Annotated in this window: 14 protein-coding genes and 1 tRNA gene; 11 read left to right on the plus strand and 4 right to left on the minus strand. The window is 62.0% G+C overall.

All coding sequences use genetic code 11. The features are described 5' to 3' along the window. The first annotated feature begins 270 nt into the window (after window positions 1-270). Both JQK88_RS29825 and JQK88_RS29830 read left to right on the plus strand, forming a co-directional pair. A complete protein-coding gene (locus JQK88_RS29825; protein ID WP_192252536.1) occupies window positions 271-615 on the plus strand; it encodes a hypothetical protein in 345 nt (114 codons plus the stop codon). Then, on the plus strand, window positions 612-1,040 hold the full coding sequence (locus JQK88_RS29830; protein WP_192252534.1) for a PIN-like domain-containing protein: 429 nt from the start codon (window positions 612-614) through the stop codon (window positions 1,038-1,040). The genes JQK88_RS29825 and JQK88_RS29830 overlap by 4 nt, the downstream gene beginning before the upstream one ends. Before the next feature lie 58 nt (window positions 1,041-1,098). Here JQK88_RS29830 and JQK88_RS29835 read toward each other — a convergent pair whose 3' ends face one another. Together JQK88_RS29835 and JQK88_RS29840 are read right to left on the minus strand one after the other, a co-directional pair. Further along, window positions 1,099-1,650: a hypothetical protein gene (locus JQK88_RS29835; protein WP_203280316.1), complete on the minus strand. Its 552-nt coding sequence runs from the start codon at window positions 1,648-1,650 to the stop codon at window positions 1,099-1,101. Window positions 1,651-2,041: 391 nt separating this feature from the next. Further along, window positions 2,042-2,131: transfer RNA gene (locus tag JQK88_RS29840), tRNA-Ser, on the minus strand. 325 nt (window positions 2,132-2,456) lie between these two features. On the opposite strand from JQK88_RS29840, the gene JQK88_RS29845 reads away from it, so the two are divergent. The 4 genes from JQK88_RS29845 to JQK88_RS29860 all read left to right on the plus strand — a co-directional run bounded on the left by JQK88_RS29845 (window position 2,457) and on the right by JQK88_RS29860 (window position 4,818). Beyond that, window positions 2,457-3,170 carry a 50S ribosomal protein L21 gene (locus JQK88_RS29845; protein ID WP_203280317.1) on the plus strand — a complete coding sequence of 238 codons (714 nt, stop codon included), beginning with the start codon at window positions 2,457-2,459 and terminating at the stop codon, window positions 3,168-3,170. Between the two features lie 100 nt (window positions 3,171-3,270). Continuing rightward, the gene (gene rpmA, locus JQK88_RS29850) at window positions 3,271-3,540 is read left to right on the plus strand and encodes a 50S ribosomal protein L27 (protein WP_015315190.1); all 270 of its coding nucleotides are present in this window, start codon (window positions 3,271-3,273) and stop codon (window positions 3,538-3,540) included. Window positions 3,541-3,675: 135 nt separating this feature from the next. Beyond that, a complete protein-coding gene (locus tag JQK88_RS29855; RefSeq protein WP_203280318.1) occupies window positions 3,676-4,263 on the plus strand; it encodes a GNAT family N-acetyltransferase in 588 nt (195 codons plus the stop codon). 6 nt (window positions 4,264-4,269) lie between these two features. Then, window positions 4,270-4,818, plus strand: coding sequence for a GNAT family N-acetyltransferase (locus JQK88_RS29860; protein ID WP_246750108.1), 549 nt, complete (start codon window positions 4,270-4,272; stop codon window positions 4,816-4,818). 11 nt (window positions 4,819-4,829) lie between these two features. Here the strand turns inward: JQK88_RS29860 and JQK88_RS29865 are convergent, their stop codons facing one another. Further along, complete coding sequence (locus tag JQK88_RS29865; RefSeq protein ID WP_192252527.1) at window positions 4,830-5,693, minus strand: endonuclease/exonuclease/phosphatase family protein; 864 nt, start codon at window positions 5,691-5,693, stop codon at window positions 4,830-4,832. A gap of 170 nt (window positions 5,694-5,863) precedes the next feature. On the opposite strand from JQK88_RS29865, the gene obgE reads away from it, so the two are divergent. Further along, window positions 5,864-6,895 carry a GTPase ObgE gene (obgE, locus tag JQK88_RS29870; protein ID WP_192252524.1) on the plus strand — a complete coding sequence of 344 codons (1,032 nt, stop codon included), beginning with the start codon at window positions 5,864-5,866 and terminating at the stop codon, window positions 6,893-6,895. A 2-nt stretch (window positions 6,896-6,897) separates the two neighbouring features. Next, on the plus strand, window positions 6,898-8,025 hold the full coding sequence (gene proB / locus JQK88_RS29875; protein ID WP_203280319.1) for a glutamate 5-kinase: 1,128 nt from the start codon (window positions 6,898-6,900) through the stop codon (window positions 8,023-8,025). 24 nt (window positions 8,026-8,049) lie between these two features. On the opposite strand, the gene JQK88_RS29880 is transcribed toward proB, so the two are convergent. Then, a complete protein-coding gene (locus JQK88_RS29880) occupies window positions 8,050-8,535 on the minus strand; it encodes a hypothetical protein (protein WP_203280320.1) in 486 nt (161 codons plus the stop codon). A gap of 79 nt (window positions 8,536-8,614) precedes the next feature. Between JQK88_RS29880 and JQK88_RS29885 the strand changes: the two genes are divergently transcribed. From JQK88_RS29885 to JQK88_RS29895, 3 genes are all read left to right on the plus strand, one after another. Then, entirely contained in the window at window positions 8,615-9,895 is a 1,281-nt protein-coding gene (locus tag JQK88_RS29885) for a glutamate-5-semialdehyde dehydrogenase (RefSeq protein WP_203280321.1), read from the plus strand. A 208-nt stretch (window positions 9,896-10,103) separates the two neighbouring features. Then, the gene (locus tag JQK88_RS29890; protein ID WP_203280322.1) at window positions 10,104-10,739 is read left to right on the plus strand and encodes a nicotinate-nucleotide adenylyltransferase; all 636 of its coding nucleotides are present in this window, start codon (window positions 10,104-10,106) and stop codon (window positions 10,737-10,739) included. A 325-nt stretch (window positions 10,740-11,064) separates the two neighbouring features. Continuing rightward, a partial coding sequence (locus JQK88_RS29895; protein WP_203280323.1) for an IS110 family transposase occupies window positions 11,065-11,333 on the plus strand: 269 nt, incomplete at its 3' end.

Here is an 11,333-nt window from a genome sequence, read left to right on the forward strand (position 1 = left end):
CGACATGAGCGCGGCTCGTGTCGGGGAGTGGTTTCGTCCGTCAAAATCCACACGCCTTCAGCCGGCCATCCTTACACCCTTCGAACCTATTAAGGGCAGGCTCGTCATGCCCTTTTTGGCTCTTGTCGAGAGCCGTTTCGTTGCTCGGTTCCGGAAGCATGGGTTATCGCTCCAAACAATCAGGAAGGCCGCTAAGAAACTCCGAAAGGACTATGAACTCGACAATCCCTTTGCGACGGAGCGGAGATTCAGGACCGACGGCAACGCATAATGCTGGAGTTCGCGGCCGATGACGAAGAACGGAAACTGCTCGACATAATGACAGATGAATGGGCTTTTCCGAGCGTGGTCGAACCCTCCCTGTTCGATAGCGTGGTCTATGAACACGACCTTGCTGTTCGAATGGTTCCATTCCACGAATTTCCAAATGTCATCATCGATCCCAAGTACGCGATGGGGCGGCCGGTGGTCGACCGAGCGTTCATTCCGACAGAAACGCTCGCTGCGGCGTATCTGGCAGAGGGGGACTTAAACGAGGTCGCATCCTGGTATGAGACCGACATCGCTCGAGTTTCCCAAGCAATAGCGTTCGAGACGAGGCTGGCTGCGGCTTGAAGATAAAGTTCGACGCCAATGTATCGCCAAAAATTGTCAGGGCGCTGCGAGCTCTCGAAAATGACTCATCAATCGAACTCGGGTCTGTCCACGAAGACTATCAAGCGGGCATAGCTGATCCCGACTGGATGTTTAAATTCGCGGCTGAGGGTGGGGTCGCGATGATTTCTGGCGACCATAATATTCTTCAAAAACCCGAGAACCTGATCGCTTACATTGAATCTGGGCTGATCTCGATCTGGCCATCGCATGGTTGGCCAGAACTGAAGCGCTTCGGTAAAGCCGCTCTGACAATCCGATGGTGGATAACGACCAAGCAGCGCATTCTTACCTCGCAAAAAGGAGATGGCTGGCGCCTACCGATGGGATGGACGCCGGGAGTAGAGAAGTTCACGGCCATCAAAGATCCCCGAGTTGATGGGTGAAACACAAAAAGCCCGCCACCGTGAGGCAGCGGGCTCGATCGTTTCGCGTGCGGAATGATTAGGGACGCTCTTTCGGCGTCAGAGCGTTGATCAACTGGACCTGATCAAAGTCGTCCCATTCGATGAACGTCCTGCATGATGCCATGAACTCGCCCTTGCGCGCCGCTTCGGCCATGTTCGTCGGCCGATGATCGAACAAGGCTTGGCGTGTCTTGGTAACGAGCGCGTTGGCCCGCGCCACGGCCGGCGACTTAGGGTCATCGCCGGGCGTGGCATCATATGCCGCCAGAGCCACCACATGCGCGGCGATCAAGGTGCCGAGTTGACCAGCGATGGGCAAGCCGCCTTCGCCGCGTTCGTTGTCCCAAGCCTCGTAATAGGCTTTCTTCACCTTGCCGACCAATAATTCAGCCTGACTGGCGATGAAGAAAACGCGATTCGCCTCCGTTGCCGTGATGATGATGCTGGCGTCGTCGGACTTGGCGAAATGCGTCTCGCAGTTTTCCAACAGAACATCGACCATGTTGGCGGCGTCACAGATCAGCGGCTCCAGATCAGTGAATCGGATCTTCTCTCCGGCGGGGTTGATGAGTGGGGCGGCGGCGTTCATGACGGCCTCCGGTGCTGCACGATGAGCGCGAAGCAGACCGAATGATCGACGGTAACCCGCCACTCCCTGCCGTGCATACCTTCCAGTGCGGCAGAAAGCTCGCCTGCGAGGCGCGTGACTCGCTCCTCTATGGGTTCCGGCGGTTGGGTAGGGGGAATGCTCGAAACCGCTCCCGCTGCCGCGGTTGCGGCTCCTATGGCCGGGATGGAAGTGAGGGCGCCAAGGAGGGCGCGACGAGAGAACCTCCCGACGATCGGGCCTTCAGTCTGGTCAGAAAAGCGGTGCATAATCCATGTCTCCTTCGGTTGCATTTTCCTTGGGAAACGCATTGGGAAGGAGACAAGTGATGTCGACAACTATCCTGCAAAATCAATCTATTAGGAGAGAAATCTGGCGGAGAGGGAGGGATTCGAACCCCCGATGGGCTTGCACCCATGCCGCATTTCGAGTGCGGTGCATTCGACCACTCTGCCACCTCTCCGCGGTCATGGTCGGCCGTTGCCGGCGCGGCGCACTAGATAACGGCTGGGCGGGCAGGTTACAAGGCCAAATCCGCGGGGAAATTCAGCTTCCTCATTGGCGGCGTCGACAGGCGCCGCCGAGCCGTGCACTGGAGCAAGGACCGGAACAGGAGGGAATCGGGCCGTTTGCCTTGACTTCACCCGAACCTTCGGTTAGGGGAAGCGCGCAATCGGCGTGGAGGGTTCTTCCGCGCCGCTTGTTTTTTGAACCCGCAGACTGACAAAAAGACGGCCGAACCGCCAGAGGCGGTTCATCAAGGCCGACCGAACAGCGAAAGGCAAAAAATGTTCGCAGTCATTAAAACGGGCGGTAAGCAGTATCGCGTTGCCGCCAACGATCTCCTGAAGATCGAAAAGCTCGAAGCCAATGTCGGCGATATCGTCGAAATCGGCAGCGTTCTCGCCCATGGCGAGGGCGAAAATGTCACCTTCGGCGCACCGTTCGTCGATGGCGCTCTGGTCACGGCGGAAGTCGTCGAGCAGGGCAAGAACCGCACCGTCATCGCTTTCAAGAAGCGCCGCCGGCAGAATTCGCGCCGCAAGATCGGCCACCGCCAACTTCTGACCACCGTGCGGATCGCCGAGATCCTGCTGGGTGGCGCCAAGCCTTCCAAGAAGGCCGCAGCCAAGGTCGAAGCCAAGGCGCCGGAAGCCAAGGCAGAGGTCGCACCCGAGGCGAAGGCCGAGGCCGCGCCGAAGGAAGCCAAGGCCAAGAAGGAAGCCAAGGCAGAGGCTGCCCCGAAGGCAGAGGCCAAGACCGAGACCGCCGTAGCTGCGCCGCTGTTCAAGGCGCCGAAGGGCGAGCCGGACGATTTGACCGTGATCAAGGGCATCGGCCCGGTCGCCGCCAAGGATCTGGCCGAACAGGGCATCATCACCTTCGCGCAGCTGGCCAAGCTGACCGACAAGGATGTCGCCAAGATCGACGAGCACATGCCCTTCAGCGCCGACCAGATCAAGGACTGGCGCGAGCAGGCCAAGGAACTGGCGAAGAAGTAATTTTTCCGGCGACAAGGTCGCCGGATCGGACTTGAAACGGAACGCGAACGCGTTCATAAGACCATTCAAGCGCCTCTTGAGGCGCATCGGAGTTAGTTAGATGGCACACAAGAAAGCTGGCGGCTCGTCGCGCAACGGTCGCGACTCGCATTCCAAGCGTCTGGGCGTGAAGAAGTTCGGCGGCGAAGCCGTCATCCCGGGCAACATCATCATCCGTCAACGCGGCACCACCTGGCATCCCGGCGTCAATGTCGGCATGGGCACGGACCACACCCTTTTTGCGCTTGAGACCGGCGCAGTCACCTTCAACAAAAAAGCCAACGGCCGAACCTACGTATCGGTCAATCCGATTACCAAAGCCGCGGAGTAGCCGGTTCCGCACTACAAAACCGGCGCCCATCTCGGGAACCGGTGTCTGGCCAACCAGTGAATGGATCGGGCCAGGAAAAGGATCAGGGGAGATGGGTTTTCCATCTCCCCTTTTTTCTTGCCTGGAGGACTGAAAATGGTTGCCGAAGCGGAAGACACCGAAGACGAAAGTTACGCGATAGACTGCCCGGTTCTGGCCACGGAGCGGCTGGTGATGCGGGCGCCCTGCGAAGCCGATATTGCGCAACTGGTCGAGCTTGCCGACAACCGTCATGTCGCCGAAATGCTGGCCCGTATGCCTCACCCCTATGGCGAGGCCGAGGCGCGCGCCTTCCTGGCCATGACAAGATCGCGCCGCGCCGGCATTGCCTATGCGCTGACGCTGGCCGGCACCGACACTTTCGTCGGCTGCGCCGGCCTCAACATGACCGATCGCGGACTGGAGCTCGGCTACTGGATCGGCGAGCCCTACTGGAAGCGCGGCTATGCGACGGAGGCAGCGCACGCGCTGGTCGACCTCGCCTTCCAGCGGACGTCGACCCAGGTGCTGCAGGCTTCGACCAGGGTCATCAATCCGGCCTCGCGCCGGGTCATCCACAAATGCGGCTTCCAGTATGCCGGCCAGGGCATGCTGAACTCGATCGTCGCCGGCCAGGTGCCGGTCGAGCGCTACCGGCTCGATCGCAAGACGTGGATCAGCCTGCGCAATTGGGTCCACTGCTGATGGTTTATGCCGGTCAAGCCGATGGCTGATTATAGCAACGATATCGAAGCGGTCACGATTGCGCCGATAACGCCGCGCGATGTCGAGAGTTTTCACCAGGCGCTCGACATCGTTGCGCGTGAGCGGAAGTACCTGTCTTTCCTGGAAGCGCCGCCGCTCGATCAAACCCGGACATTCATATTGGACCGCATCGGGAGAGGCGACCCAGGGTTCGTGGCCGTTGTTCGTGGCGAGGTTGTCGGTTGGTGCGATATCTCACGGCATGATCGGCAGATACATGCTCATCGCGGCACCCTCGGAATGGGAATTGTGCCGGACTATCGAGGACGTGGCCCGGGACTGCGACTTATCAATGCCGCCTTGGCGGAAGCACGTAAGATCGGCTTTGTCCGCATTAAGCTTTCCGTGCATTCCGACAATGCCCGCGCTACCTCCCTTTACGAGAAGGTCGGGTTTGTCACGGAGGGCGTGCAGCGCGATGCGGTCAAAATCGACGGGCAATACCTGGATACGATCATGATGGCGATCGTCGAACGCAAAAACGCCGCCAGATGAACAATCGCTCGTCAACCCATCTCGACCCAGACCGGGAGATGATCGGAACCGACGGCTTTTTGATCGACCCACAGGCGCTTCAGCGATCCGGCGAGCGAGGCTGAGGTGAAGATGTAGTCGATGCGCTTGTGGCGGCTTGTGTCTTGCGGCCGGTTGGGATCGACCCGGGTGACGATGTCCGGCGCGTTGAGGCGCTGGGCGACATCGACGGCGAGATCGGCGGTCAGCGGCATGCCGAACTCATGGTCCGGGCGGCCGACGAGTTCGACATACTCCGAGGAGCCGGGCAGCATGTTGAAGTCGCCCATGACGATGAAGGCTTCGGGATAGGGCAGGTCCGGCAGGCCGATCTCGGGAATGCCGGAGAGACCGCCGCCCTCCAGGGCATAGTTCAGCAGGCGCTGGCGCAGAAAACGGATCTGGCTGGCGCGTTCAACAGGACTGCGATGGTCGAGATGGGTGGAATAGAAGCGAACGAAGCCGAGCGGGGTCTCGATCAGCGCCTCGAGCGCGCCGCGCTGGAAGTTCATCGCCTCCAGGCTGCGGCTGCGCGGCAAAAGCAGATTGCGCGACAGTTGGATGGGCGTCTTCGACAGCACCATGTTGCCGAGCTGGAAGGTGGTGGTGATGGCGCGGCCGGCTTCCAGGCGCGAACCGACATTGACCTCGAAATTGCTGCCATAGGCGGCAAAATACTCGGGCAGCGCCTCGCCGATCTCGGCCACCATGTCACGGTTGCCGTTCCTCGGATTGTTGCGGGTCACTTCCTGCAGCGCGATCACGTCGGCGCCGCTCACCGCATCGGTGATGCGGCCGAGATCGTAGCGGCCATCGAGACCGATGCCGTACTGGATGTTATAGGTGACGACCTTCATTCCCTCGCCCCCCGCGCTCCGTCCCGCGAACACTGCTACCGCTGCCCCGGCAAAAGGGCATCCGGCGCTTTAGTCGCAAATCGGCCTCGCCCTTCGGTCCGCCTTGGTTTAGAGCAAGGCGCAAGGTTAGAGCAAAGCCGCAAGGCCAACAGCAGAAACTGCGTAGTCCAATGAAATTTCTCGATCAAGCCAAGGTCTATATCCGCTCCGGCGACGGCGGCGCCGGTTCGGTGTCGTTCCGGCGCGAAAAGTTCATCGAGTTCGGCGGCCCCGACGGCGGCGACGGCGGCCGCGGCGGCGATGTCTGGCTGGAAGCCGTCAACGGGCTGAACACGCTGATCGACTATCGCTACCAGCAGCATTTCAAGGCCAAGACCGGTGTCCACGGCATGGGCCGCAACATGACCGGCGCCAAGGGCGCCGACGTGACCCTGAAGGTGCCGGCCGGAACCCAGGTCTTTGCCGAGGACAATGAGACGCTGATCTGCGACCTGACCGTGGTCGGCCAGCGCTTCCTGCTGGCCAAGGGCGGCAATGGCGGTTTCGGCAACCAGCATTTCAAGACCTCGACCAACCAGGCGCCGCGCCGCGCCAATCCGGGCCTGCCCGGCGAAGAGATGAATGTCTGGCTGCGGCTGAAACTGATTGCCGATGCCGGCCTGGTCGGGCTGCCCAATGCCGGCAAGTCGACTTTTCTTGCGGCGGTGACCGCGGCCAAGCCGAAGATCGCCGACTATCCCTTCACCACGCTGCATCCAGGCCTTGGCGTCGCCCGCATCGATGCACGCGAATTCGTCATTGCCGACATTCCGGGCCTCATCGAAGGCGCGCATGAAGGCGTCGGCATCGGCGACCGGTTCCTCGGCCATGTCGAGCGCACGCGGGTGCTTTTGCATCTGGTCTCGGCGCAGGAGGAAAACCCCGGCAAGGCCTACAAGACCGTGCGCGCCGAACTCGATGCCTATGGCAATGGCTTGACCGACAAGGTCGAGATCGTGGCGCTCAGCCAGGTCGACATCCTCGATGCGGATGAGCGCAAGAAGAAGGCCGCGTCGCTGAAGCGCGCCGCGGGCCGCGCGCCGATGCTGTTGTCGGCGGTCACCGGCGAAGGCGTCGAAGCTGTGCTGCGGGCGCTAATGGCGGTGGTTGGCGAAGCGCGCGACAGGGCTGCCGCTCCCGTCGAGACCCGCTGGAATTCATAACGATGACGGCGCAGTCGCTGAAAAAATACCGGCGCATCACGGTCAAGATCGGTTCGGCCCTGCTTGTCGACCGCACCAGCGGGTTGAAGCGCGACTGGCTGGCCTCGCTGGCCGACGACATTGCGGTGCTGGCCAATGGCGGCGCCGAGATTCTGGTCGTGTCGTCCGGCGCCATCGCGCTCGGCCGCACCATTTTAGGGCTCGGCAAACGGGCACTGAAGCTTGAGGAAAGCCAGGCGGCGGCGGCTGTCGGGCAGATCGCGCTGGCCGGCGCATGGTCGGATGCGCTTGGCAAGGGCGGGCTGAAATCGGGCCAGATCCTGCTGACGCTGGGCGACACTGAAGAGCGCCGCCGTTACCTCAATGCGCGGGCGACAATCTCGACATTGCTCAAGATGAAGGCGGTGCCGGTCATCAACGAGAACGACACGGTGGCGACCTCCGAAATCCGCTATGGTGACAATGACCGGCTGGCGGCGCGTGTGGCGACGATGATGGGCGCCGACCTTCTGGTGCTGCTCTCCGACATTGACGGGCTTTACACCGCACCGCCGGCGCGTGACCCGCAAGCCAAATTTATCCCCGTGGTCGACCGCATCACGCCCGATATCGAGGCGATGGCCGGAGCCGCTGCTTCGGAGCTGTCGCGTGGCGGCATGCGCACCAAGCTCGACGCCGGCAGGATTGCGACCGCCGCCGGCACCGCCATGATCATCACCTCGGGCACCCGGCTGTCGCCGCTGATGGCGATCGAACGCGGCGAGCGTGCCACTTTCTTCCGGCCAAGCGCCAATCCGGTGAAGGGCTACAAGACCTGGATCGCCGGCCAGCTCGAACCGGCGGGGCGGCTCACCGTCGATGCCGGCGCCATCGGCGCGCTGCTGTCAGGCAAATCGCTGCTGCCGGCCGGCGTCAGGCTGGTTAGCGGCAATTTCTCGCGCGGCGACACGGTGGCGATCCTGTCGCCCGAGGGACGCGAGATCGCGCGCGGGCTGGTTGCCTACGATGCCGCCGATGCCGTAAGGATCGCAGGCCTGAAGACCGCCGAGATCGAAACCGTGCTCGGATATGAGGCGCGCTCGGCGATGATCCATCGCGACGATCTGGTGGTGAGCGGCGCGGCGGAGTGAGCCGGGCTTGGCCGACAGAGCGCGCTACTTGTCAGGTTCAGGCGGCCATTTGGGTGGCTTGCGGTAACGATCCTCAAGGTCCTGCTGCACCTTTAGAAGTTCGCCACAACCTCCGAACCGCCCATCAATGACAGTTTTGACACGCTTATCCAGTTCGGCTTTGGTGAGGTTCGTACCATCTGCGATAAGCTCGTGTATGGCGGAGTCGGCCATCATTGCGTCTGTCGCTTTCTCCTCTTCCATCCTTTTCTTGAGTTCTGCTTCAAGCCTTGAACGCGGCCCACATCCGTATACCTCCTCAACTACTATGTAGACTTGGGAAAGCGGCGTGGATGGCGCGTCGCAATAGCGCTCGGCGAGTACGACGGACATCATCGAACTTACCATGGCCATGGCCTTGCCATCGGGGCTCTCGCCGGGTTCGATCTTGTCGTCGCAGTAATCGGCGGCGTGAAGGCCCGTCGGCAGGAGCATCACGCCGACAGCAGCGAGGATTACGGCACACTTCATTGTGCTTCCCCAAAATTCGTGGCCATTGCCGCGAAGGCTGGCCACGTGTAAATCCACCAGGCTTCACTGGAGCGGTCAGATGCTGAACAAACACCAAGGCGAAGATGTAGCCAGTTTGATGGCACGGATAGGCCGCAAGGCCCGCGCCGCCGCCCGCCCGTTGGCCATCGCCACCACCACCGCCAAGAATGCCGCGCTCGTTGCCATGGCCGAGGCGATCATTTCGCGTGAGCAGGAGATTCTCGACGCCAACGCCATCGATGTCTCGAATGGCCATGAATCGGGCTTGTCCACCTCCTTCATGGACCGGCTGAAGCTCGATCCGGCGCGCATCCGCGCCATGGCTGACGGCATTCGTGAAATCGCCGAACTCAAGGATCCGGTCGGCGATGTGATCGCTGCCTGGGAGCGGCCGAACGGCCTGCAGATCGAGCGCGTGCGCACGCCGCTCGGCGTTGTCGGCGTCATCTATGAGAGCCGGCCGAATGTGACGGCCGATGCCGGCGCTCTCTGCCTCAAGGCCGGCAATCCGGTGATCCTGCGCGGCGGCTCGGATTCGCTCAATTCGTCCGCCGCCATCCATGCCTGCCTGGTCGAGGGGCTGAAGGCCGCCGGACTGCCGGAAGACGCCATTCAACTGGTGCCGACCACAGACCGCGCTGCTGTCGGCGAGATGCTGAAGGGTCTCTCCGGCAATCTCGACGTCATCATTCCGCGTGGCGGCAAAAGCCTGGTCGGGCGCGTGCAGAGCGAGGCGCGGGTGCCGGTCTTTGCCCATCTCGAGGGCATCTGCCATCTCTATATCGACCGCTCGGCCAATCTCGACATGGCGGTGAAGATCGCCGTCAACGCCAAGATGCGCCGCACCGGCGTCTGCGGCGCCGCCGAGACGTTGCTGGTCGACCGTGCCGTGGCGTCGACCCATCTGATGCCGATCCTCGACGCGCTGCGTGCGGCCGGCTGCGAAATCCATGCCGATCTCGAAGTGATGAAGCTGTTCTTCGACGCCAAGCCGGCGACCGATGCCGACTGGGTGACCGAATATCTCGACGCCATCATCGCGGTGAAGCTGGTCGACGGCATTGCCGGCGCCATCAACCATATCGAGACGTTCTCCTCGCATCACACCGAGGCGATCATCGCCGAGGATGCAAAGGCCGTGGAGCGCTTCTTCAACGAGATCGATTCGGCGATCCTCTTGCACAATGCCTCTACCCAGTTCGCCGATGGCGGCGAGTTCGGCATGGGCGCCGAGATCGGCATCGCCACCGGCAAGATGCATGCGCGCGGACCGGTCGGCGTCGAACAGCTGACCTCGTTCAAATACCGCGTGCGCGGGTCGGGACAGGTGAGGCCTTGACGTTTTTTCCCCAAAGGGCCTGAAAGTTTGCGCCCAGCCACCCCCCTCTGCCCTGCCGGGCATCTCCTCCCCCTCAAGGGGGGAGATTGGCCGTCATCTGTGATTTCGCCAATCGTCAGCACTGGGAGATGGTCACCGTCACTGCAGCTGCTGATATCCCCCCTTGAGGGGGAGATGGCCGGCAGGCCAGAGGGGGGTGCCTAGCACCATGCTGTCGTCCCTTCAGCCCGCCATCCCCTCCCGCTACCTGCGCATGCCCCACGCCGAGAAGGGCCTTGCCGTCGGCCTGTTCGGCGGCTCGTTCAACCCGCCGCATGCCGGCCACGCGCTGGTGGCCGAGATTGCGCTGCGGCGGCTGGCGCTCGACCAGCTGTGGTGGATGGTGACGCCTGGCAATCCGTTGAAGAGCACCAGGGAATTGGCGCCGCTCGCCGACCGGCTGGTTCAGTCGGAGCAGATCGCCAAGAACCCGAAAATCAAGGTCACGGCTTTCGAGGCGGCGCATCATATCCGCTTCACTGCGGACACGCTGGAGCTGGTCAAGGCGCGCAATCCCGGCGTCGACTTCGTCTGGATCATGGGTGCTGACTCACTTCGCGATTTCCACCGCTGGCAGCGCTGGCGCCAGATCGTCATGACCTTCCCGATCGCTGTCATCGACCGCCCGGGTGCGACGCTGTCCTTCCTGTCCTCGGTTGTCGCCAAGACCTTCGACTATGCCCGCGTCGACGAAGGCGATGCGCCCAGGCTTGCGCGGATGAAGGCGCCGGCCTGGACTTTTATTCACGGCCCGCGCTCCTCGCTGTCGTCGAGCGCTATTCGCAGGTCTGCGAAGGAGGGCTGACTTTTCCCTTCCCCCTTGTGGGGGAAGGTGTCGCCGAAGGCGGCGGATGAGGGGTGTTGGAAGGATCGCTACGCTCAGGAATTAAGCGCCTAGAATCCCTCAATCTTCTTACGTTTCACTCCGCTGGAACACCCCTTGTGTCTCTAGAATCATGCAGTATTGGGCTGGCGGGTGATCCGGATCACGACCGGATCACCCGCTGCGACGGAAGCCCGTACACCCCTTGGTATAAGCCCGTGGATGAGCAAGGAGCTCCGCCGCATCTTCCATAGCCCGAACGGTTGCAAGGGGTTCGACCCCGCACCAGCAAGGAAGGGATCAGAAGATGACACAAATTGCGCTTCATGTCGGCATCGATGTAGCCAAGGATCGGCTGGACATAGCCATTCTGGAAACAGGGGAGTTGTTCACGCTCGACAATGACGAAGCCGGTCATGCGGCCTTGATCGAGCGGCTGTCGGGTAGCGCGATCGACACGATCGGTCTCGAGGCGAGCGGCGGCTATGAACGGGCCGCGCTCAAGGCGCTATGGCGGGCGGGCCTTCCGGTGCGTCGCATCAACCCGCACAGGCTGCGCCAGTTCGCACGGGCAGC

The organism is Mesorhizobium caraganae, assembly GCF_016836705.1.
Taxonomy (GTDB): Bacteria; Pseudomonadota; Alphaproteobacteria; order Rhizobiales; family Rhizobiaceae; genus Mesorhizobium; species Mesorhizobium caraganae.

Bases quoted from the DNA above. Each gene is read 5' to 3' on its own strand.
- JQK88_RS29865 (WP_192252527.1), bottom strand. From the start codon at position 5,693: ATGAAGGTCGTCACCTATAACATCCAGTACGGCATCGGTCTCGATGGC.
- JQK88_RS29835 (WP_203280316.1), bottom strand. From the start codon at position 1,650: ATGAACGCCGCCGCCCCACTCATCAACCCCGCCGGAGAGAAGATCCGA.
- obgE (WP_192252524.1), top strand. From the start codon at position 5,864: ATGAAATTTCTCGATCAAGCCAAGGTCTATATCCGCTCCGGCGACGGC.
- JQK88_RS29885 (WP_203280321.1), top strand. From the start codon at position 8,615: ATGCTGAACAAACACCAAGGCGAAGATGTAGCCAGTTTGATGGCACGG.
- JQK88_RS29880 (WP_203280320.1), bottom strand. From the start codon at position 8,535: ATGAAGTGTGCCGTAATCCTCGCTGCTGTCGGCGTGATGCTCCTGCCG.
- JQK88_RS29845 (WP_203280317.1), top strand. From the start codon at position 2,457: ATGTTCGCAGTCATTAAAACGGGCGGTAAGCAGTATCGCGTTGCCGCC.
- JQK88_RS29890 (WP_203280322.1), top strand. From the start codon at position 10,104: ATGCTGTCGTCCCTTCAGCCCGCCATCCCCTCCCGCTACCTGCGCATG.
- rpmA (WP_015315190.1), top strand. From the start codon at position 3,271: ATGGCACACAAGAAAGCTGGCGGCTCGTCGCGCAACGGTCGCGACTCG.
- JQK88_RS29825 (WP_192252536.1), top strand. From the start codon at position 271: ATGCTGGAGTTCGCGGCCGATGACGAAGAACGGAAACTGCTCGACATA.
- JQK88_RS29855 (WP_203280318.1), top strand. From the start codon at position 3,676: ATGGTTGCCGAAGCGGAAGACACCGAAGACGAAAGTTACGCGATAGAC.
- JQK88_RS29860 (WP_246750108.1), top strand. From the start codon at position 4,270: ATGCCGGTCAAGCCGATGGCTGATTATAGCAACGATATCGAAGCGGTC.
- proB (WP_203280319.1), top strand. From the start codon at position 6,898: ATGACGGCGCAGTCGCTGAAAAAATACCGGCGCATCACGGTCAAGATC.